16 protein-coding genes are annotated in these 20,950 nt (G+C 72.0%); 10 read left to right on the top strand and 6 right to left on the bottom strand.

Features of this window, described 5'->3' with window-relative positions:
- The first annotated feature begins 587 nt into the window (after positions 1–587).
- The 7 genes from ACWGR4_RS43850 to ACWGR4_RS43820 all read left to right on the top strand — a co-directional run bounded on the left by ACWGR4_RS43850 (position 588) and on the right by ACWGR4_RS43820 (position 10,046).
- Positions 588–2,456, top strand: a complete 1,869-nt coding sequence (locus ACWGR4_RS43850) for a 2-oxoacid:acceptor oxidoreductase subunit alpha (RefSeq protein ID WP_452133149.1) — start codon at positions 588–590, stop codon at positions 2,454–2,456.
- A complete protein-coding gene (locus ACWGR4_RS43845; protein WP_452133148.1) occupies positions 2,449–3,504 on the top strand; it encodes a 2-oxoacid:ferredoxin oxidoreductase subunit beta in 1,056 nt (351 codons plus the stop codon). The genes ACWGR4_RS43850 and ACWGR4_RS43845 overlap by 8 nt, the downstream gene beginning before the upstream one ends.
- Positions 3,501–3,800: a ferredoxin gene (gene fdxA / locus ACWGR4_RS43840; RefSeq protein WP_380011828.1), complete on the top strand. Its 300-nt coding sequence runs from the start codon at positions 3,501–3,503 to the stop codon at positions 3,798–3,800. Before ACWGR4_RS43845 ends, fdxA begins: the two co-directional genes overlap by 4 nt.
- A gap of 66 nt (positions 3,801–3,866) precedes the next feature.
- Complete coding sequence (locus tag ACWGR4_RS43835) at positions 3,867–6,044, top strand: hydantoinase/oxoprolinase family protein (RefSeq protein WP_452133147.1); 2,178 nt, start codon at positions 3,867–3,869, stop codon at positions 6,042–6,044.
- Positions 6,041–7,645: a hydantoinase B/oxoprolinase family protein gene (locus ACWGR4_RS43830; protein ID WP_452133146.1), complete on the top strand. Its 1,605-nt coding sequence runs from the start codon at positions 6,041–6,043 to the stop codon at positions 7,643–7,645. Before ACWGR4_RS43835 ends, ACWGR4_RS43830 begins: the two co-directional genes overlap by 4 nt.
- Before the next feature lie 233 nt (positions 7,646–7,878).
- On the top strand, positions 7,879–9,390 hold the full coding sequence (locus tag ACWGR4_RS43825; protein ID WP_452133145.1) for a class I adenylate-forming enzyme family protein: 1,512 nt from the start codon (positions 7,879–7,881) through the stop codon (positions 9,388–9,390).
- Entirely contained in the window at positions 9,387–10,046 is a 660-nt protein-coding gene (locus tag ACWGR4_RS43820) for an RraA family protein (protein WP_452133144.1), read from the top strand. The genes ACWGR4_RS43825 and ACWGR4_RS43820 overlap by 4 nt, the downstream gene beginning before the upstream one ends.
- A gap of 66 nt (positions 10,047–10,112) precedes the next feature.
- On the opposite strand, the gene ACWGR4_RS43815 is transcribed toward ACWGR4_RS43820, so the two are convergent.
- Complete coding sequence (locus ACWGR4_RS43815) at positions 10,113–10,952, bottom strand: alpha/beta fold hydrolase (RefSeq protein WP_380011843.1); 840 nt, start codon at positions 10,950–10,952, stop codon at positions 10,113–10,115.
- An 858-nt stretch (positions 10,953–11,810) separates the two neighbouring features.
- Positions 11,811–12,419, bottom strand: coding sequence for a helix-turn-helix domain-containing protein (locus tag ACWGR4_RS43810; protein WP_380011846.1), 609 nt, complete (start codon positions 12,417–12,419; stop codon positions 11,811–11,813).
- Between the two features lie 116 nt (positions 12,420–12,535).
- Here ACWGR4_RS43810 and ACWGR4_RS43805 point away from each other — a divergent pair, with 116 nt between their 5' ends.
- Entirely contained in the window at positions 12,536–13,354 is an 819-nt protein-coding gene (locus ACWGR4_RS43805; RefSeq protein WP_452133143.1) for an MBL fold metallo-hydrolase, read from the top strand.
- 239 nt (positions 13,355–13,593) lie between these two features.
- Here ACWGR4_RS43805 and ACWGR4_RS43800 read toward each other — a convergent pair whose 3' ends face one another.
- Positions 13,594–14,865 (bottom strand): aminotransferase class I/II-fold pyridoxal phosphate-dependent enzyme, encoded by a 1,272-nt coding sequence (locus ACWGR4_RS43800; RefSeq protein ID WP_380011852.1) that lies wholly within the window; start codon positions 14,863–14,865, stop codon positions 13,594–13,596.
- A 141-nt stretch (positions 14,866–15,006) separates the two neighbouring features.
- Positions 15,007–15,456, bottom strand: coding sequence for a hypothetical protein (locus tag ACWGR4_RS43795; protein ID WP_452132873.1), 450 nt, complete (start codon positions 15,454–15,456; stop codon positions 15,007–15,009).
- Positions 15,457–15,659: 203 nt separating this feature from the next.
- Between ACWGR4_RS43795 and ACWGR4_RS43790 the strand changes: the two genes are divergently transcribed.
- A complete protein-coding gene (locus ACWGR4_RS43790) occupies positions 15,660–16,739 on the top strand; it encodes a magnesium and cobalt transport protein CorA (RefSeq protein WP_452132874.1) in 1,080 nt (359 codons plus the stop codon).
- Positions 16,740–16,767: 28 nt separating this feature from the next.
- On the opposite strand, the gene ACWGR4_RS43785 is transcribed toward ACWGR4_RS43790, so the two are convergent.
- Complete coding sequence (locus ACWGR4_RS43785) at positions 16,768–18,297, bottom strand: hypothetical protein (RefSeq protein WP_452132875.1); 1,530 nt, start codon at positions 18,295–18,297, stop codon at positions 16,768–16,770.
- A gap of 702 nt (positions 18,298–18,999) precedes the next feature.
- Here ACWGR4_RS43785 and ACWGR4_RS43780 point away from each other — a divergent pair.
- Positions 19,000–19,914, top strand: coding sequence for a 3-oxoacyl-[acyl-carrier-protein] synthase III C-terminal domain-containing protein (locus ACWGR4_RS43780; RefSeq protein WP_452132876.1), 915 nt, complete (start codon positions 19,000–19,002; stop codon positions 19,912–19,914).
- Between the two features lie 49 nt (positions 19,915–19,963).
- Here the strand turns inward: ACWGR4_RS43780 and ACWGR4_RS43775 are convergent, their stop codons facing one another.
- Positions 19,964–20,536 carry a TetR/AcrR family transcriptional regulator gene (locus tag ACWGR4_RS43775; RefSeq protein WP_380011867.1) on the bottom strand — a complete coding sequence of 191 codons (573 nt, stop codon included), beginning with the start codon at positions 20,534–20,536 and terminating at the stop codon, positions 19,964–19,966.
- Between the last annotated feature and the right edge of the window lie 414 nt (positions 20,537–20,950).

The raw sequence follows: 20,950 nt of genomic DNA, 5'->3' as shown, positions 1-20,950 counted from the left end.
CCGGCTGTCCTCAAACGCCGGACGGGCTGGAATGGCTCGGGCGGCCCCGCCCGGGACCGAGCACGGGCCCGATGCCCCCGGGCCGGCCTGCAGCCTGCTTGTCCTCAAACGCCGGACGGGCTGAAGTGGGTCCGTCGGCCCCGCCCAGAGCCCGACTCGGGACCGGTGCCGTAGGGCCGGCCTGCGGCCCGGCTGTCCTCAAACGCCGGACGGGCTGGAATGGCTCGGGCGGCCCCGCCCGGGACCGAGCACGGGCCCGATGCCCCCGGGCCGGCCTGCAGCCCGCTTGTCTCGAACGCCGGACGGGCTGAGGGGGGTCCGTCGGCCCCTTCCAGGGGCTGGGCTCAGGCCCCGTGCTGCGGGGCCGGCCTGCGGCCTGGCTGTCCTCGAACGCCGGACGGGCTGAAGTGGGTCGGGCGGCCCCGCCCAGAGCCCGACTCGGGACCGGTGTCGTCGGGCCGGCCTGCGGCTCGGATGTCCTCGAACGGCGGATGGGCCGAATTGCCTGGGGCTGAGTCTGGGATGGGTGCTGCCGGGTGGTTGGACTCGAACGTTGGACGGGCTGAAGTGGATCGGGAGTTGCGATTATGTTTCAGCGGGTTACCTCCGTGTCTCGGGTGGTCGTTCGGTTTGCCGGGGATTCCGGGGACGGGATGCAGCTTGTGGGGGATCGGTTCACCGCGCAGAGCACGCTTTTTGGGAATGACGTGTCCACGTTTCCGGATTTTCCTGCGGAGATTCGGGCGCCGGGTGGGACGTTGCCTGGGGTTTCGGCGTTTCAGATTCAGTTTGCGGATCATTCGGTCAGCACTCCTGGGGACGCCGCCGATGTATTGGTGGCGATGAATCCGGCTGCTTTGCGAGCCAACCTGGATGGGCTGCCGCGTGGGGCGGACGTCATTGTGGATACCGATGAGTTCACCGCGCGGAATCTGGTCAAGGCCGGATATCCGGCGGGGGTCGACCCGCTTGTCGATGGGTCGTTGGCCGGCTATCGGGTGCATGCGGTGGCGTTGACCGGGCTGACCGTCGGCGCGTTGCGGTCCTTTGATCTGCCCCGGCGGGATGCCGAGCGGGGTAGAAACATGTTCGCGTTGGGGCTGCTGTCGTGGATGTATCACCGGCCGACCGAGGCGACCGTGGCGTTTTTGCGGGAGAAGTTCGCTCGGCGGCCGGAGTTGGCGGCGGCCAACGTGGCGGCGTTCACCGCGGGTTGGAACTTCGGGGAGACCACCGAGTCGTTCGGCGGTGGGTATCGGGTTGCGTCCGCGCCTCGGGCGCCGGGTCGGTATCGCACCATCACCGGCAATCGTGCGCTCGCCTACGGGTTGATCGCCGCCGCCGATCGGGCCGGACTGCCGCTCTTTCTCGGGTCGTACCCGATCACGCCGGCCTCGGACATCCTGCACGAACTGAGCCGGCAGCGGCATTTCGGGGTGACCACGTTCCAGGCCGAGGACGAGATCGCCGGGATCGGGGCGGCGCTCGGTGCGGCGTTCGGTGGCTCGCTCGGGGTGACCACCACGTCCGGGCCGGGGCTGGCGCTGAAGTCGGAGACGATCGGGCTCGCGGTCTCGCTCGAACTCCCACTGGTGGTCGTGGACGTACAGCGCGGTGGGCCCTCGACCGGGCTGCCCACCAAGACCGAACAATCCGATCTGCTCCAGGCGTTGTACGGGCGCAACGGCGAGTCGCCGGTGCCGGTGTTGGCCGCCTCCTCCCCCGGCGATTGTTTCGCCGCCGCCGTGGAGGCGGTTCGGATCGCGGTCACCTACCGCACGCCGGTGGTGCTGCTCTCCGACGGCTACCTGGCCAACGGCTCCGAGCCCTGGCGGGTGCCGAACGTTGACGAACTACCAGTGATCGATCCGGCGTTCGCAACCGGGCCCAATGCGGTCGACGCCGACGGCGCGCCGTGCTTCCAGCCCTATCTGCGCGACCCGGACACGCTGGCCCGGCCCTGGGCGGTGCCCGGTACGCCCGGCCTGGAGCACCGGGTGGGTGGTCTGGAGAAGGCCGACCGCACCGGGGAGATCTCCTACGACGCGGCCAACCACGATCACATGGTGCGCACCCGGCGGGCCAAGGTGGACCGGATCGCGCGTGACCTGCCGCCGCTGGTGGTGGACGATCCGGGCGGCGCCGCCGAGGTGTTGGTGCTCGGCTGGGGCTCCACGGCCGGGCCGATCGCCGCCGCGTGTACCGAAGTCCGCGCTGCCGGAGGCGCGGTGGCCCGGGCCCAGCTGCGTCATCTGGACCCGTTCCCGGCCGATCTCGGCGAACTCCTCGGCCGCTACCGGCGGGTGCTGGTCCCGGAGATGAACCTGGGCCAACTCGCGGGCCTGCTGCGGGCCCGGTACCCGGTCGACGTCGAATCCCTCACCCAGGTGCGCGGCATGCCGTTCAAGGTGGCCGAACTGCGCACCGCGATCGAGAAGGTCGCCGCCGATGTCTGACACGCCCCTGCTCACCATCGCCGAACGGCCGGCATCCCCGCCGACCGCCCGCGACTTCCGCAGTGACCAGGAGGTGCGCTGGTGCCCGGGCTGCGGGGACTACGCCATCCTGGCCGCCGTTCAGGGCTTTCTGCCCGAACTGGGCCTGCGCCGGGAGAACATCGTCTTCGTCTCGGGCATCGGCTGCTCCAGCCGCTTCCCGTACTACCTGGACACCTACGGCATGCACTCGATCCACGGCCGGGCACCGGCGATCGCCACCGGCCTGGCCGTATCCCGTCCGGATCTGAGCGTGTGGGTGGTCACCGGTGACGGCGACGCGCTGTCCATCGGCGGCAACCACCTGATCCACGCGCTGCGCCGCAACGTCAACCTGAAGATCCTGCTGTTCAACAACCGGATCTACGGTCTGACCAAGGGTCAGTACTCGCCCACCTCGGAGACCGGCAAGATCACCAAGTCCACCCCGATGGGCTCGCTCGACCACCCGTTCAACCCGCTGTCGGTGGCCATCGGCGCCGAGGCGTCGTTCGTGGCCCGGTCGATCGACTCCGACCGCAAGCACCTGACCTCGGTGCTGCGCGCGGCGGCGGCGCACGAGGGCACGGCCCTCGTGGAGATCTACCAGAACTGCAACATCTTCAACGACGGCGCGTTCGAGCGGTTGAAGGCGCCCGGCACCCGGGACGAGCACGTGTTGCGGCTCGAACACGGGGCGCCGATGCGGTACGGCCCGGCGGGCGCCCGCACGGTGGTGCGCGATCCGGGCGGCGGGTTGCGGCCGGGGGCCGGGGACGACGCGGTCGTGGTGCACGACGCGCATATGAGCGACCCGGTCCCCGCGTTCGCGCTGTCCCGGTTGCCGGAGGCGGGTGGGCCGACCCCGATCGGGGTGTTCCGCAGCGTGCGCCGACCCACCTACGACGGCGCCGTGGTCGAGCAGGGCCGCCGAGTGCGCGCCGAGCGCGGCCCCGGCAGCGTGGCCGACCTGCTCGGCGGCGGCGATACCTGGACCGTGCCGGCGCCCACCCGAAGCGAGGCGAGATGACCTACGTCATCGGCACGAACTGCGTCGACGTCAAGGACCGTACCTGCGTGGCGGAATGCCCGGTCGCCTGCATCCACGAGGGCGACCGCATGCTCTACATCCACCCCGAGGAATGTGTGGACTGCGGCGCCTGCGAACCGGTCTGCCCGGTCGAGGCCATCTATCACGTGGACGACCTGCCGGCCGACTGGTTGTGGCACCTGGACGCCGCCGCCGAGGCCACGGCCGGACGGACGGACGCGGAACCGGTGTCCGACCCGGCGACGGTAACCGCGCTGCCGCCCGCGATCCAGTGAACCTCCTTGCTGTTGACCCGAGTTGATTCAGCTCTCCGTACACCCGAGAAGAACAGGAGGCCCGAGATGACCGACTGGCGCCTTGCCGTGGACATCGGTGGCACCTTCACCGACGTGGTCCTGTTGGATGCCGACACCGGCCGTGTGGTGGTCGAGAAGACGCTGACCACCCCGGCCGCCCCGCTCGGCGGCGTCCGGACGGGGGTGACCTCGGCGCTGGCCAAGGCCGGCATCACGCCGGCCGACATCACCCGGCCGATCGTGCACGCCACCACGCTGATCACCAACGCCTTGATCGAGGGCAAGACCGGCCGGGCAGCGCTGGTGACGACCCTGGGCTTCGGCGACACGCTGGAGATCCGCAACGAGCACCGCTACGACATGTACGACCTCCAGATCGAGTTCCCGGCCCCGCCGATCCCGCGCGAGCTGGTCTTCGAAATCGACGAGCGCACCACCGCCACCGGTGAGGTCCGCACCGCCCCGAGCGAGGCCGAACTCGACGCGCTGGCCGTGCGGTTGGCCGCGCACGAGGTGGAGTCGGTCGCGGTGTGTCTGCTCAACTCGTACGCGGACGCGACCAACGAGAGGACGGTCGCCGAGGGGTTGGCCAAGCGGCTGTCCGTGCCGGTGTGCGCGTCGCACGAGGTGACGCCGCAGATCCGCGAGTATCCGCGCATGGTCACCACCGCGTGCAACGCGGCCACCATGCCGGTGATCGGGCCCTATCTGGCCGAGTTGCAGGCCTGGTTGAGCGCCGAGGGCTTCGGCGCGTCGGTGCTGATGATGCTCTCCAACGGCGGGGTGGTCTCCGCCGACGACGCCCGCCGGGTACCGATCCGACTGGTCGAGTCCGGGCCGGCCGCGGGCGCCCTCGCCGGTGTCTGGTATGCCCGAAGGCTGGGCGAGGAACGGCTGTTCTGCTTCGACATGGGTGGCACCACCGCCAAGTCCTGCCTGATCGAGGACTATCGGCCGGAGTTGACCAACGCGTTCGAGGTGGCCCGGGTCTACCGGTTCAAGAAGGGCTCGGGCTACCCCTGTTCGATCCCCTCGGTCGACCTCGTGGAGATCGGCGCGGGCGGCGGCAGTCTGGCCCGGGTGGACGAACTCGGCCTGCTCAAGGTCGGTCCCGACTCCGCCGGGGCCGATCCGGGCCCGGTCGGCTATGCCCGAGGCGGCACCGTACCCGCCACCACCGACGCGGACCTGGTGCTCGGGCTGCTCGACCCGCAGTACTTCCTGGGCGGCGAGATGCCGCTCGATCTGCCCGCCGCCCGGGCCGCGTTCGCGCCGCTCGCCGAACGGCTCGGCGCCGGCGCCGACGCGGACCACGTCGCGGTCGGCGTGTACGAGGTGATCAACCAGAACATGGCCGCCTCCGCGCGGATGCACGCCGTCGAGCGCGGCATCGACCTGCGCGGCGTCTCGCTGATCGCGTTCGGCGGCGCGGGACCGGTGCATGCGTGCGGAGTCGCCACGCTCCTGGAGGCGCCCCGGGTGATCTTCCCGGTCAACGCGAGCGTGTTGTCCGCGTTCGGCACGCTGGTCAGCCCGGTGCGCATCGACCTGGCCCGCAGCATGGTCCGCACCCTCGACGAGGGGGTGTCCGCCGACCGGGACACGCTGCTCGCGGACATGCGCCAGGAGGCACGTCGGGTACTGGCCGCCGCCGGGGCGGAGGCGGGCGATGTGCGCTACCGCTACGGCCTGGACGCGCGCTACGAGGGCCAGGGCAACGAGATCACCCTGTGGGTGGGCGAGGGCGACGCCTGGCCGACCACACTTGCCGACACCGTCGAGCAGTTCCACACCGAGTACCAGAAGATCTACGGGCTGCGGATCCCCGACGTCGGCGTCGAGGTGGTCACGTGGCGGGTCGCCGCGTGGTCGGACGCGCCGGGCTTCGAGGTACCCACGGTGCCGATCGGCGTGGGCGAGCCCACGCCGAACCGGTATCGCGCCGCGCGCTTCCGGTTGGGCGCGCCCGCCGTCGACGTCCCGGTGTACCGGCGGGCCGAACTCGGGGCGGGGCACCGGTTCGTCGGGCCCGCGCTGGTCGAGGAGCGGGAGACCACGTCGGTCATTCCCGACGGCTGGACCTGCGAGGTCGCGCCGGACGGGTCGATCGTGGCCACGGCGACGGCTGCCGCTCCCGCTGCTTCCGGTGTTTCTGCCGCTCCTGCTGTTTCTGCTGCCGCCGCCGGCGCTGCCACCGCTGCCACCGAGGAGGGATCCGCGTGACTCGCACCTTCGACGCGATCGAGTTGGAGGTCCTGTGGGGCTCCCTCGTCGCGACCGTCAACGAGCAGGCCAAGGCACTCCAGCGGGCCGCGTTCAGCCCGATCGTGCGCGAGGCCGGCGACCTGGCCAACGCGCTGTTCGACCGGCGCGGTCGGATGGTCGCCCAGGCCGTCACCGGTACCCCCGGGCACATCAACTCGCTGGCCATCGCCTGTCGCAACATCCTGGACCGGCACCCGGTCGACTCGCTCGCCCCCGGGGACGTACTGGTCACCAACGACCCGTATCAGACCGCCGGGCAACTGCTGGACGTCACCGTCCTGGTGCCGGTCTGGCGCGGCGGCCGGGTGATCGCCTTCTTCGGCTCCACCATCCACCACACCGACGTCGGCGGCTACGGCATCGGCGCGGGCGCGCGGGACGTGTTCGAGGAGGGCCTGTGGATCCCGATCAGCAAGCTCATGGTCGGCGGCGAACGCAACGAGCCCGTCTGGGACTTCATCCTGGCAAATGTCCGCCAACCCACGCACATGGCCGGTGACCTGCACGCCCAGATGGCCTCCGGCGAGGTGGGCGCGGCGCGGCTGAAGACACTGCTCGACGCCTATGCGTTGGCGGACATCGAGGATCTGGGCAACGAGGTGATCCGCCGCTCCGAGGAGGCCACCCGGCGAGCGATCCGGGCGCTGCCGGGCGGTACGTACGAGGCCGCGTCGGTGTTGGACCTGGCGGACGGCTCGGAGATCACCATCAAGGTGGCGGTCACGATCGACGCCGAGGCGGGCGAGATCCTGGTGGACTACGCCGGTTCGTCCGGGGCGAGTCCGTTCGGGATCAACGTGGTGAAGAACTACACGCACGCCTATACGACGTTCACCCTGCGCAGCCTGCTCAATCCCGATGTGCCCAACAACGCGGGCTCGTTGGCGCCGATCCGGGTCGAGGCGCCGGTGGGCAGCATCGTCAACGCGGTGTCGCCGGCGCCGTGCACCGCGCGCCACGTGGTGGGCATGTTCCTGCCGATGCCGCTGCTGAACGCGATGTCCCAGGCGCTGCCGGAGGCGGTGATGGCCGAGGGTTCGGCGGCCGTGTGGACCATGCAGGTCAGCGGACACGACGCGGAAGGCAGGCCGTTCATCACCGCGATGTTCACCTACGCGGGCGGCGTCGGCGCGCGGGCCGGCAAACCCGGGCTGTCCACCACCTCGTATCCGACCGGCGTGTCCGCCGTGCCGTTGGAGGTGGTCGAGGCGTCGGCACCTATTCGGTTCCTGCGCAAGGAACTTCGGCGCGGTTCGGGTGGACTCGGCGCGCAGGAGGGCGGGATGGGGCAGACCATCGAGTTCACCGTGGACTCGCCGTCGCCGTGGGTGCTCAACGCGGTCGCCAGCCGGCTCGCGCGCGGCCCGCGCGGGATCTTCGGCGGCGGGGAAGGGGCCACCGGGCGCTTCCTGGTCAACGGCGAACCGGTGCGCACGCAGGCCCGGATCACGCTGCAACCGGGGGATGTGGTGCGGCTGGAGCTGCCGGGCGGAGGAGGGTACGGGACGCCGGTGGCGGCGGGGGTGGCCGGGGCTGCTGGGGCGGGCGGCTCGGCGTGACGCGTGGGCGTCGGCGCGCGGCTCCTGCCTGGTCGCGCGTCGGCGCCCGGTCGCGCGTCGGCGCCTGGTTGTGCGTCGACGCTTCGCTGGGCGTCGACGGCCGGTTGTGCTCCGACGCCCGATTGTGCGTCGACGCTCGGTTGCGGCGCACCCGTACGGTGGCGAAGTTCCGTGAGTTTTGTGCCGTCAGCCGAAGTCCTCATGTCCGTACGACTGTTGCCTTGGAGGTTCATGTGGCGTCCGAAGCGCCCACCTTCGCCGCGTGCTGGTCCGCGACCGTGGCCGGTCGGCCGCATGCGCCGTTCCTGATCTGGGAGGGGCCGGACGGGGAGGTTACCCGCTGGACCTATGGCGAGTTCGACGCTCTCGTGGCGCGGGTGGCCGGCGGGCTGACCGCGCGTGGCGTGCGGCCCGGGGACCGGGTCGGCATCGTGCTGCGCAACTGCCCGGCGTACGTGGCGTTGTGGCTCGCCTTGGTCCGGCTCGGTGCGGCGATGGTCTGCCACGATCCGTCGGCGACTGCCCCGGAACTGGCCGCGCAGCTGCGGCGGACGGGGGCTCGACTCGGGTTCTGCGCGCCCTCGCGTGCCGCCGACTACCGGGCGGCGGCGCTGGATTCGGACTCGGCCGTGGTCGTAGTCGAGGTCGGGGAGGACGACACCGCTCTTGCGGTCCTGTCGGGTCGGCCGGCAGTGGTCGGTGATACTCCCCCGCCGGGGCCTCACGACCTCGCGGGGTTGATGTTCACCTCCGGCACGACGGCCGCGCCCAAGTGTGTGATGGTCACTCAGGCCAACTACGCCTTCGCCGGAGACGTGATGGCAGCTGCTGCCGAACTTGGCTCTGATGACCGGCAGTTCGTTGTGCTGCCGATGTTCCACGCGAACGCGCAGTACTACTCCTTCGCGGCGGCGATCGCGGTGGGGGCGAGCGTGGTGTTGTTGCCCACCTTCTCCGCGAGCCGCTTCGTCGCCCAGGCCGCTCGGCATCTGGTCACCCACGTCAGCCTGTTCGCCGCGCCGATCCGGATGATCCTGGCCCGGACGGCGCGGCGGGAGCCGGTCGCCGGTCTGCGGGTGCGGCATTGCTGGTACGCGCAGAACGTGACGGACGAGCAGTACGAGCGCTTCGCGACGCTGCTCGGCGGTTGTCGGCCGCGCCAGTTGTACGGCATGACCGAGACCATCCCGGCGGTGCTGAGCAATCCCGTCGCGGCGCCGATCCCGGGGTCGATGGGTCGGCCGACGCCCGGGTGCGTGGTGGCGGTGCACGACGGGGAGATCGTGGTCGGCGGTGCGCCCGGGGTGAGCCTGTTCGCCGGGTATCTCGACGATCCGGCCGCCACCGCCGCCGCCTACCGGGACGGCTGGTTCGTCACCGGGGACCGCGCTCGGGTGGACCCGGACGGCCACTTCCACTTCGCCGGCCGGCGTGGCGATGTGCTCAAGGTGGCCGGGGAGAATGTCTCGATCGTGGAGATCGAGGCGGTGTTGGCCGAGCATCCGGCGGTGCTGGAAGCGGCCGTGGTGGGTGTACCGGACGAGATGCGCGACGAGGTGCCGGTGGCGTTCGTGGTGGCCGCGCCGGGGGTCGAGCCGGCCGCGCTCGACGACCTGGCCGACTGGTGCGCGGCGCGGCTCGCGAAGGCGAAGCGGCCGGTGCGCTTCGAGCGGGTGGCGGAGTTGCCGCGTACCTCCGTGGGCAAGATCCGCAAGTTCCTGCTGACCGAGAGGACTTCTCCGTGACCGACGTCGTACCCTGGCCGCTGCCCGCCACCGCCGCGCTTGCCGATGTGCTGCAACTCCGGGGTCGGGCGGGGTGGTTGACGCCGCCGTTGCGGCCGTTTCATCGGGGTTCGGGCGCTGTGCTCGGGTCGGCGCGTACGGTGCGGTTGGCGGCCGGGGCGGGCACGCACGGGCTCAAGCCGCTGCATGCGCTGCTCGCGGAGGACCTGGCCGGCCGGGTGGTGGTGATCGGCGGCGCGGACGCGGCTCCGGGGGCGGTGTGGGGCGAGATCCTGAGCACCGCCGCGCTGGCCCGCGGGGCGGTCGGCGCGTTGATCGAGGGGGCGGTGCGGGACGTGCCGGCGGTGGCCCGGCTGGGGTTGCGACTGTGGGCCCGGTCCGAGGCGACGGCGGGTCCGGGCGGGGCGGTACATGTGGCCGAGATCGGCGGCCCGATCCGGATCGGCGACACCGCACTGGTGGAGGGCGATCCGATTCTGCTCGACGAGGGCGGTGCGGTGGCGTTGCCGGCCGCCGACGCGGACGTCCTGCTGGCGGACGCGCTGACGTATCACCGCGCGGAGGAGGAGGTGCTGGCCGCCCTGACGGCGGGCCTGCGCCTCCCCCGGGCCTACACCCCCAAGGCCGAGGCGATCACCCGTCTGCGCAACCGCTGACGCTCGGGACGCACGTGTGGGCCGCCGGCGCGGTGCTCGGCGGCCCACACGTGATCGGGGCGGACGTCAGTCGTGGGCCGGCTGCTCCAGGAAGGAACGGATCGCATCGGCGACCCGGTCGGGGAACTGGGCGTGCGCGTAGTGGCCCGCGCCCTCGACGAGTTCGAGCCGGGCGAGGCCCTTGGGCATGGCGTCGACGACGGCCCGGCCCTCGGCGCCGGCGTCGGGCCAGTCGGGGTCGAGGGTGCCTTCGAGGACGAGCGCCGGGCACTGGATGTTGCCCAGTTCGGCGCCGGCGTCGGTGGGCGGGACCATGCCCATCCTGGCCACCACGGCCATCCGTCCCGGGCGGCGCAATTCGGTGTCGAGCGTGGCGATTTGGGCGGCGAAGTCGGCCGGCTTGGTACCCGGGTAGGCGTGGTCGAGGTAGCGCTTCCACACCCCGACGTTGCGGAACATGCCGGCGCCCATCAGCAGGGTCATGCCCTTGCGGTAGCGGGCGTTGGACCCCAGGGCCCGGAAGTCGACCTTCTGGGCCCGGGTGAACGGGGCGATCTCCACGATGGCGTCGACCAGTTCGGGCGCCCGAGCCGCGGCGATGGTGGCCGATCCGCCGGAGAAGGAGTGTCCGACGATGACGGCGGGGCCGCCGCCCAACTCCCGGATCAGGGCGAGTAGATCGTTCGCCGTGTCGGTGCGGGTGTAGGAGGGCCATCCGACGGTCGACTCGCCGTGCCCGCGCAGGTCCACACAGGCCACGCGGTATCCGGCGGAGAGCAGGATGTCCGCAAGCTCCCGAAAGACCGACCGATTGTTGCCCATGCCGGGCGAAAGCACCACCAGCCGCCCCTCGCCGCGCACATCGTAGGCTAGCCGCCCACCCTCGATCTCCAGGAACTCGGTCATCGCCGTCGCCTTCTTCCCCGTGACGCATCCTCGAACACCCCGAAGCTAACACCGTTAGCCACCCAAGTCAACGACCCCACCCACCCCAAGAACCCCACCCACCAGCCCAGCCGAAAGAACCCGACACGGGAGCGAGACGAGACCAAAGGCGGGCACAGCCACGCACCCGGAGACGGCCGGACGCGAAGGCGCACGGTCGGGCGCGGTCGGATGCGGAGGCCGGCGGGCGCGGTCGGCCCCGAAAGAACCCGACACGGGAGCGAGGCGAGGCCCAGACGCGGGTACAGCCACGTACCCGGAGACGGCCGGACCCGAAGGCGCGCGGTCGGGCACGGGCGGACGCGGGCGCGGTCGAGTGCGGAGGCCGGCAGGGCACGGTCGCGGTCGCGGTCGCGGAGAGGTGACGCACGGCGTGGCGCAGCGTGGTGGCACCGGCGGCGAACCGACGACGGCGCGGAGCGGCGAGGGAACGCGGTGAGACGACCGAGCGGGTTGCGCAGGGCGGAGACGTCGGCGAGGCAACAGCACACGGCAGCATCTCGGGAATCCCGGCCGACCGGTGGATATCACCGGGTGACCCAGCGGATCTCCCGATCCCCGGATCCGCGACCCACCGGGCCGGCGGATCGGCGGGCGGGTGCGGGTGCAGAGCCGGGCGGGTGCAGGCCCGAAGGCGAGCGGGTGCGGGCGCGGAGGCGAGGGGTGGGGCTGCCGTGGCCGGAAGGAGGCCGGCGTGAGCGTGGGTGGTGTCCGGCGCCCTCCGGCGGGCGGGGGTGGGCGTGCGTGCGTGGTGGATCGGGTTTGGGCGGTGGCTTTGTGGTGTGTGTGGCCCTGTGGAGGGCTGGGGTCTGGTGTCGATCAGGTTCTGCGGGAGATGACCATGATGTATTCGCAGGGGGCGTTCGTTCGGTTGGCGAAGCCATGGTCCGCGTCGGCTTGGAAGAACAGCGAGTCGCCTGTGTCCAGCGTTTCGTTGATACCGCCGATCGCGACGGTGAGGGTGCCTTCGAGGACCACGAGTTGTTTCTCCGTCCCCGGCGGGTACGCCGGCAGCAGCCCCGTGGAGACCTGTGCCGGGAGGTGATGGACGACCATCTCGGCTCGCCCCGCACCCGGCGCCGCCGACACGATGTGCCGCTCGAAGCCCGTTTCCGGGTCACGGAAAACGGGGCGATCGTTCCTGCGCATGGCAACGGCCACCCCGGCCCCGGCGGCAGCCGGCGCACCGATCAGGTCCGAGAGCGACGCGTCGAGCGCGTGGGCGATCCTGGACGCGACACCGATCGTCGGGCTCTTCTCGCCGCGTTCGACCTTGGACAACATCGCCCGGCTCACCGACGACCGCGTGGACAACTGCTCCAGCGTCAGGCCCGCCTCCTCGCGGCGTCGCCGCACATTGCCGCCGAACGCGCCGGCCAGGTCGTCACCGTGCCGTGGCTCGGCCGCGTTCTCGTCTTGCTCGACCACCGTGCTCCTCGATCGACGGATGCCTCACTGCCCACAGTGTAGGGTTTCTTCTATAGAAGATTCATCGTCTTCTATCAGAGACATGCTGTGTGCGCCCGATACGACGGAGGGGTTCCATGCGTTTGATCTCGAGTGGCCGGCACCATGCCACGTTCGAATTCGGCGATCTGCAGGTGGTCGCATTGCGAGACGGGTACATCGACATGCCGCCGACCCGGCTCCGCGACGAGCACGGGTGCACGCTCGACGAGTTGCCGGCCGCCGTACCGCTGGCCGGCGACAACCTGCGGCTGTCGGTCAACGCCTTCTTCTTCACCGACGGCACGCGGTCGGTGCTCGTCGACACCGGCGCGTCCGACGTTTGGCACGAGCCCACCATGGGATTGCTCCACGACGCGTTCGACGAAGCGGGCATCGACCGCGCGCGAGTCACCGATGTGGCCATCACCCACAGACACGAGGACCACGTGAGCGGCCTGATCGCGCCGGACGGTTCGGAGGCGTTCCCCAAGCTCGAACGCGTGTGGATCGGCGCGGGCGACGTCTCGGTGTTCACGGGCCGGCTCGAACCGATCCGCGACCGGGTCGTACCGGTGACGGACAAGGTCGCGATCAACGACTGGACCACCGCAATCCCGACGCCGGGCCACACCCCCGGTCACACCGTCTACGAGGTCGGGAGCGGCGCCGGCCGGCTGCTCGCCTGGGGCGACACCGTGCACGTTCCCACGCTTCAATTCGAACGGCCGAAGGTGACCTGGGAGTTCGACGGCGACCAGTCCCAGGCCCGCGCCGCACGGGCGGCACTGCTCGAACAACTCGGCCGGCCACACCACTTCGTGGCCGGCGCCCACCTCGACTCACCCGGCATCGCCCGCGTGACCCCCTCCGGCGACGGTTACGCGCTGGAATACCTCGCACCACCGATCGGCTGATCGAACCCGCCGGCGGCGGACCGCGCCCGCGTTCTGCGGGTAGCAGGCGTATTCCCCGCGCGTACAGCCGGGCCACGGGCACCACCGGGAAAGCCCGGGCGCTCGTCCCACCCGCGATCGCCCGTCGACTCTTGCCACAGGGTGTACTACGGCAAAGGATGGTCGGCGCAAGAACGCGACCCGGCCCGCCCCCGGTTCGGTTCGGGGGGCGGGCCGGGTCGTTCTCGGGTGTGGTGGCGTTACTTCGCTGCGGCCTCGGCGGCGGCGAGCTTGACGCAGACCGCGACGGCCCGCATCGCGCGGTGCACCTCGTCGACGGTCGGGTAGCTGGGGGCCAGCCGGATGTGGTGGTCGCGCGGGTCGTTGCCCTCGGGGAACGCGGCGCCGGCCGGGGTCAGCGCGACGCCGACCTCCTTGGCCAGCCGGACCACCTCGGCGGCGCAGCCGTCCGGCACCTCCAGGCTGACGAAGTAGCCGCCCTCAGGCCGGGTCCAGCTCGCGATGCCGAGCGCGCCCAGTTCGCGATCCAGGACCTCGTACACCGCGGCGAAGCGCGGCTCCAGCAGCTCGCGGTGCAGCTCCATGTGCGCGAGCACGCCCTCGGCGTCGCCGAAGAAGCGCACGTGCCGCAGCTGGTTGACCTTGTCCGGGCCGATGGTCTGCTTGGCCAGCAGCCCTGTCAGCCAGGCAGTGTTCGCCGCGGAGGAGCCGAAGAAGGCCACCCCGGCGCCGGCGTGGCTGATCTTCGAGGTCGAGCCGAAGACGAACGCGCGGTCGGGGTTGCCCGCCTCGGCACAGGCGTCCAGGATCGACAGCAGCTCGACCGGCTTGTCGGTCAGGTGGTGCACCGCGTAGGCGTTGTCCCAGAACAGCCGGAAGTCCGGCGCGGCGGTGGGCATCGCGGCGAGCCGGCGCACCGTCTCGTCGCTGTAGCTCTCCCCGCTCGGGTTGCTGTACTTGGGCACACACCACATGCCCTTGATCCGCGCGTCGGCGGCGACCAGCGCCTCGACCGCGGCCAGGTCCGGGCCCTCGCCGGTGAGCGGGACCGGGACCATGCCGATTCCGAACCGCTCGCACAGCGCGAAGTGCCGGTCGTAGCCGGGCACCGGACACAGGAACAGCACCTCGGGCTCGTCCACCCAGCGACGCTCGGCGCCGGGCACCTTGGACAGCAGCGCGTGCGCGATCACGTCGTGCATCAGGGTCAGGCTGGCGTTGCCGAGGGCGAGCAGCTGCGCGGCCGGGACCTGCAGCAGTCCGGCGAAGATCTCCCGCAGCTCGGGCAGGCCGTTGAGCCCGCCGTAGTTGCGGCAGTCGGTGCCGTCGGCGGCCTTGAAGTCGTCGCCGCCGGGCAGCGAGAGCAGCCCGTTCGCCAGGTCCAGTTGTTGCGGCGAGGGCTTGCCCCGGGTGAGATCGAGGCGAAGTCCCTCGGCCGCGAGGGCCGCGTACTCCTCGCGAACGGCCGCGAGGTCGATTTCCGGACTGGACACGTCGGTGCTGAGCGGCACGAGATCCCCAAAATAGGCGGAGGCCGCAGACACGTGCGGCGGGGGCCCGCCCAATCTAGCAATACCCGGGGCCCGGCTCCGCCCCGACGGCGGCCCCGCTCCCGGATCGACGATCACGCGCCGCCGCGACTCCTCGTTCGTTCATCCGTTCGGGAAGTCCGCCCGCACGAAGCGCAGCTCGCGCCGGGAGCGATGGTCGTTGATCAGGCTGTGCGTGTCCACGAACAGGGTCAGCGCGTCCTCGGCGAGCCGGCCCACGTACTCCACCGTCCCGGACCCGTCGGTCGCCGCGAACGAGATCGCGGCCCCGTCGAGGTGGTAGGTGCCCTGGCTGCTGCCCTCGTGCCGGGGCCCGAACCAGCGACAGATCAGCGGGATCATCTCGGCACCGGTCACGCAGGTGACGGTGCTGACCCGATCCGGGTCGGTGAAGCGGACGTAGTGGGTGCACGAGAGATCGCCCATCACGGTTTCCGGCTCGACGTCCACGTACAACCCGTCGCGGCGCGGCACCGGCCCGCCTCCCGCGAGCGGCGCCGCCTTGGGATCGTCCGGGTCGGTCGGTCCACGGAACTCGCCATCGCCGTCCAACGGTTGCTCCTTCGGTCGATTCCGAAGGACGCTACCGCTCGCGCGCGCCGGCGCCCGTGCCCCGGGCCGGCGGGTCCGCGCGGCCGGCGCCGCGGCCCGCCCGCCGGGAGCCGGACCGCCGGGATTCCTGCGATGTAGGCCCCCCGCAGAGGGGTGGTGCCGCCTACGATCGGGCGAGACATCCTCGATTCGGGAGCAGGACGATGAGCTCGTGGCGGACGACGAAGCGCTTTCGGCCCGGCGGCGCGGTACCGGCGGGCGCGGAGGCGGCGGGGGCTCGGCGGGCGCCCGTGGTGGTGGACTGCGCGCTCTACGACAAGGGGGTCCGACGCCCCGGTGAGGTGCCGTTGCAGGACGCACTCGACGCGGCCGAGGCGAGCGAGGACTGCTTCGTGTGGATCGGGCTGCACGCCCCGCTCACCGAGGATCTGGCCGAGATCGCCGCCGCCTTCCACCTGCACCCGCTCGCCGTGGAGGACGCGGTCGAGGCGCATCAGCGGCCCAAGCTGGAGCGCTACGACGACACCCTGTTCCTGGTGCTCAAGACCATCGTCTACGTCGAGCACGACGCGCTGACCGCGACCAGCGAGGTGGTGGACACCGGCGAGATCATGGTCTTCGCCGGCGACAAGTTCGTCGTGGTGGTCCGCCACGGCAGCGCGCCGCCGCTGGTCGAGCTGCGCCAGTCCCTGGAGGCCGATCCCGAGCGGCTCGGGCACGGCCCGGCCGCGGTGGTGCACGCGATCACCGACCGGGTGGTGGACGACTACCTGCTGGTGGCGGACAAGGTCGAGGACGACTTCGAACGCCTGGAGGAGGAGGTGTTCTCGCCCCGGCCGAGCAACGACGCGGAGCGCATATACCAGCTCAAACGCGAGCTGATCGAGTTCAAGCGCGCGGTACTGCCGCTGGCCCGGCCGCTGGAGCGGCTGGCCGACGGGGGGCTGCCGGGGGACGGCACGGTCTTCGACGCCTATCTGCGCGATGTGGCCGACCACCTGGCCCAGGTGCGCGAACGGCTCGTGGCGTTCGACGAACTGCTCGACTCGATACTCTCGGCGAGCCTGGCCGGGGTGACGGTCCGGCAGAACACCGACATGCGCAAGATCGCCGCCATCGCGGCGATCCTGGCCGTCCCGACGCTGATCGTGGGCATCTACGGGATGAACTTCGAACACATGCCGGAGCTGAAGTGGACGTACGGCTATCCGAGCGTGCTGGTCGTGATGGTCGGTGCCTGTGTCCTGATGTTCCGCGCCTTCCGCCGCAACGACTGGTTGTGAGTCCCGGCCGTCGCGGCCGGGGTTCGGCTCAGCGCCGGGCCGGTACGGCTGCCGCGGGGACCGGTTCCGGGGCCGGTCGGGGTCGGTCGAGGGTGGCGGGCCCGGGCGGACCGGGCGGCGGGCCCGGGTGGGTGGGTCGGCGCGGCCGGATGCGCGCAGGCGCGGCCTCGCCGGCGCGGTATTCGACCAGGCGCGTCCGTACGCCCGCCCAGGTCGCCCCGGCCGCGGCCAGGACCAGGAGCGTGGCGATCAGGCCCAGGTCGGCGAGCGCGTCGCGGCCGGCGTTCGCCTCGGCGTCCATGTGCGTGCGGTTGATCGCGGTGACCGCCTCCAGCGACTCGATCAGGTGGTCGAAGGCCCAGTTGGAGTTGTTCTCCCGGTGGCTGGTGGCGAAATCGATCGCGCCCCGCAGGTCGCCCCGGGCGACCATGGTGCGCAACTGCCGGTCGTAGTCCTGGTATCGGGCGTACCAGCGCAGCGCGTCCTCGGCCGCCGCACGCTCGCCGGCGAAGGTGATGTTGCGGAACTCCCGGCCGAACCGCCCGTCGAACGGCGGGGTCGCCCCCTTCGCGAGGCCCGGGAGGCCGGTGATCGCCGACCGCAACGCCTCGGCGTAGCCGTCGAGTCGCACCCCGTCGAAGCCGGCCAGCTCGCGGGACTTGGCCTCGAACGCGCGTTCCGCGTCCGTCGCGCGGGCGCGGTCGAGCAGGAATCGGCTCTCGTCGCGGTTGGCGTCCGTGGCCACGGCCCGGGCCCTGGTGAGTTCGAGGACCGAGTCGAACGCGTCCTTCTTGGCGGTACGCAGGTGCTCGGCGGCGGCCAGGGTGGCACCGGTACCCGTCCACACCAGCGCCACGGCCAGCACGGTCGCGATCAGCATCCCCGGATTGACCACCCGGCGCGTGCGCACGGCCACGAACGCCTGCCCACAGAGCAGGACGCCGATCGCGCCCGGGCCGAGCGCGAGCAACCAGCCGCCCAGGTCACGGGCTCGCCCGTAGGTGTCGCGATAGGTCGCCTCGACCGCGCCGGCGTTGGCCGCCGAGAGGCGATCGGCCTCCGGCAGCAGGGTGTCGCGCATCAGGTCGGCCGCCTGGCGCAGCAGCGGGAGCGCGGGGGAGGCGTCGGTCAGGGCGCGGGCGTCCGACTGCCGGTCGAGCAGGGTCGCCTGCCCGGCCAGGTTGTCGTACAGCCCGACCTTGTCGACGAGGTCGGCCAGCGTACGCCGGGCCTCGTCGCCTTCGATGCCGGCGCCGGTCTCCTCGATCGCGTCGCCGAGCGCCTTGCGGTCGGCCGCGTAGTTCGCCGCCGCCTGCTCCCGGGCGAAGCCCAGCCCCCGCTCGTCGCCGACCAGGACGGTATTGGCCAACTCGGCGTCCATCCCGGACAGGGCCCCGTGCAGCGCGTTCGCGGACACGACGCGCGGACCGGCGCCGGCGCCGACCGTACGCAGCCCGTCGTCGGCGGCGGAGATCGCCGCGAGCAGGACCCCGAGGTAGGCGACGAGCGTCACGACCACGCCGGCGACGAGGAGCCGCAGCGAGACGGGCGTGGTCAACCGCCTCGCGCGCCCACCCCCGGCACCCACCGGATGGTCGCGGCGAGGCCGACCCCGGAGCGCCATCCACCCGCCACGACCACGCCGAGCACTCGGTCTCGGACCCGAATTCCCGCTGTTCCCCGTGCTGTTGCTCCCCCGCATGACGCCGACGCTAGGCAGCACCGACGACTTGCACCGTTGCCGGAACGAACCCGTACGCCCTGCATATGCGTTCACGCGGAATCCGTACGCGTCCTTGATGCGGAAGGGGGGCGTTCGCGGGGGTGGGAGCGTTCGCGGGCGCGGGGTGGGGGGTCGCGCGGCGCGGGCCGGGGGGTTCGCGAGACGGGGGCGTGAGGGGCTGCGAGGCGCAGGTGTGGGGTGTGCGGGTTCGTGGGGCTTGGGGGCTCGTGGGGGTGGGGCGAGGGCGGGTGGCGGGTGGGGGCGCTGCCGGGGGTACCGGGCATGGCGTGTTTGTACGTGGGTGTGTCAAGAGGGCGTCAGGTGGGGGTGGTTTGGGCGTCAGGGGGGTGTGAAGGCGGGGAGTGGGGTGGCTTGGGGAACGTAGCGTCGGATCCATGGCACGGCCCTCGGGGCTCGCTCTCGGCACGTTCCTCAATGCGTGTCCCGGGCGGGGTCGACGGTTTCCCGGGGGTCGTGCCCGATGCCGAGTGGTGTCGGGCACCTGAGGCCGTCATTTCGCGCCGGGAGGAGAACCCCATGAAGGTCACGGGCTTGGGTATCGCCGCCGTGGGAAGCTGCTCGGCCGCCGCGCCGACGTCGGCGCTGCTGCTCGACGAGGCCGCCGTACGCGACACGTTGGCCCGTTGCGGGCTGAGCGGCCGCGACCTGGACGGGCAGTACTGCCTGCTCTGTGACGAGGCCGCCGCCGGCGCGCCGATCGCGTTGTCCGGGCGGCTGGTCCTCGACCGGGTCGGCGTCGGGCGCATCCACGCCTACCACGCGGTGCACTGCGGCGATCATCCGCTGTCCGCGCTCGGCACGCTCGCCGCGCACCTCGGGGTCGACCCGGCCGCGCGGCGCGGCCTCGTGCTGGCGCCCGCCCACGACGAACACCCCGCGGCGGCGGCCCTGGTCCTGGAGAAGGGGCTGGACCGCCATCGTCTGCTGGCGGTCTCCGTACGGGACCCACACCGTGCCGGCGCCGGTCACTCGCGGGTACGGATACCGGCCCGGGAGCGCACGCCCGTTCGTGTCGGCGCCGGATCCGGCACCCGCCGGGTCGAACCGGGCCGGTCCGCCGTGGCCACCATGGTCGACCGGGTCCACGTGTCCTGGCGGGAGCACCACGGCGAGTCGCTGCGGAACGACCCGATCGCCGTGTCGGCCGTGGTCGCCCAGACCCTGCGCCAGGCCGGCATCCCCTGGTCGACCATCGACCACGTCGCGCTGCACACCCCGTCCGCCGAGATCAACCGGGCCTTCCGCCGCCACTTCGGCCTCCAGCACCACCAGGTCACCGACATCGGCCCGGAAACCGGCCGCCCGCGCGCCACGGGCCTGCTCATCGCCGCCCGGATGGTGCTCGAATCCGACCGCCCGCGCGGCACCCGCGTCCTGCTCACCTCCCTGGGCGGCGACGGCGCGATGGCCGCCGCCGTACTGGAGATCTGAGCGCGCCGAACCCCCGCAACGCGGCTCCGCCGCCGACAGCCGGCCTCGGCTAGGGCTTCACCCGTAGGCCGGCGATCAGGATCTGCGCCAGCCGCCGCGCGTCGTAGCGGGCGTCGTTGTCGGCGCCGATGCAGAGGTTGCCGACGCCGCGCATCAGGTCGTACGCCTCGATGTCGGGGCGGATCTCGCCGGCGACGGCCGCGGCGGCCAGCAGTTCGGTGCACACCGGCAGGAGCCGATCGAGGAAGTAGTGCAGCAGCGCCTCGAAGCCGGCGTTGTCCGACTGCAACACGGCCGCGAGGCCGTGCTTGGTGACCAGGAAGTCGACGAACAGGTCGATCCAGCGCCCCAGCGCGACGTACGGGGTCGCACTGGTCGCGAGCAGCTCCGGTCCGGCCTCGGCGCAGGTCTGCACCTGGTGCCGATACACCGCGATGATCAGGTCCGCCCGGGTCGGGAAGTGGCGGTAGATCGTGCCCGTGCCGACCCCGGCCCGGGCCGCGATGTCGCGCACCGGGGCCTCCACGCCCGAGGTCACGAAAACCGCGGCGGCGGCATCGAGCAGGATCTCCTCGTTGCGCCGCGCGTCCACGCGCTTGGGCCGCTCCACGCCGTCCTTCACCCTGCCGCCCCTCTCCCGCCGGATCCGCCGTCGGAACAGCGTTCCGCTTGTCCATGATGCCAGAGCGGGTACGGCCGGCCCGCTCCCGCTCGGCGCGACGATCGCGCACGCCGGCCGGGCGTGGCCGCCGCCTCGACCGATCCGGTCGGCCCGCCGCCGGTGCCCGATACCGTACGAGCCGGCCGCCGCATCCCGGCCTCGTCCACCGTCGTGGCGCAAGTCCCGTGGGTCCGGCGGGCGTTGGCACTGCGGCAGGCGGGGGCGCCGGCCCGCGGTGAGGGAGTCCCGGTCGCGAGGGTGGACGGGCGGATGCCGGCCCGCGCCGGGGCGGTGCTCGACGGGCCGGCCGACCGTGTCGGGCACGGCCGTTCGTGGCCGGGATCATCGCGGCGCGGCCGACGTCCGGATTGGGGT

This window comes from Embleya sp. NPDC055664 (assembly GCF_053618075.1).
This window is presented reverse-complemented; position numbering and strand designations above follow the sequence as displayed.

What these genes read in the sequence shown, in the direction of transcription:
- ACWGR4_RS43850 (WP_452133149.1), top strand. Translation starts at nt 588, where the DNA reads ATGTTTCAGCGGGTTACCTCCGTGTCTCGGGTGGTCGTTCGGTTTGCC.
- ACWGR4_RS43845 (WP_452133148.1), top strand. Translation starts at nt 2,449, where the DNA reads ATGTCTGACACGCCCCTGCTCACCATCGCCGAACGGCCGGCATCCCCG.
- fdxA (WP_380011828.1), top strand. Translation starts at nt 3,501, where the DNA reads ATGACCTACGTCATCGGCACGAACTGCGTCGACGTCAAGGACCGTACC.
- ACWGR4_RS43835 (WP_452133147.1), top strand. Translation starts at nt 3,867, where the DNA reads ATGACCGACTGGCGCCTTGCCGTGGACATCGGTGGCACCTTCACCGAC.
- ACWGR4_RS43815 (WP_380011843.1), bottom strand. Translation starts at nt 10,952, where the DNA reads ATGACCGAGTTCCTGGAGATCGAGGGTGGGCGGCTAGCCTACGATGTG.
- ACWGR4_RS43805 (WP_452133143.1), top strand. Translation starts at nt 12,536, where the DNA reads ATGCGTTTGATCTCGAGTGGCCGGCACCATGCCACGTTCGAATTCGGC.
- ACWGR4_RS43790 (WP_452132874.1), top strand. Translation starts at nt 15,660, where the DNA reads ATGAGCTCGTGGCGGACGACGAAGCGCTTTCGGCCCGGCGGCGCGGTA.
- ACWGR4_RS43780 (WP_452132876.1), top strand. Translation starts at nt 19,000, where the DNA reads ATGAAGGTCACGGGCTTGGGTATCGCCGCCGTGGGAAGCTGCTCGGCC.